Genomic DNA, 241 nt, shown 5'->3' on the forward strand with positions numbered 1-241 from the left:
TCCTGCTCCACTTTCACCACTTATAATGATAGATTGATCTACTTCATCTCGTATCATTTCTCTAATGGCGGAGTCGGTGATAGCATACACATGGGGTTGGTCAATAGACTTCTTCTTGTAAGCTTCAATGTACTGATTTCCATACAGAGGGACATCCTTGAAAGGGTTTATGGCGACCAACACAGGACCAGCCTTAGTGTATATTATATCATCATTGTATCTATGCTGAAGATTATACAAC

1 protein-coding gene is annotated in these 241 nt (G+C 39.8%); it reads right to left on the minus strand.

What is annotated here, in order from left to right; genetic code table 11:
- A partial coding sequence (locus C6N31_RS43190) for a hypothetical protein (protein ID WP_232486389.1) occupies positions 1 to 183 on the minus strand: 183 nt, incomplete at its 3' end.
- Positions 184 to 241 lie beyond the last annotated feature (58 nt).

The sequence above is a fragment of the Streptomyces fildesensis genome (genome assembly GCF_016107395.1).
Lineage (GTDB): Bacteria > Actinomycetota > Actinomycetes > Streptomycetales > Streptomycetaceae > Actinacidiphila > Actinacidiphila fildesensis.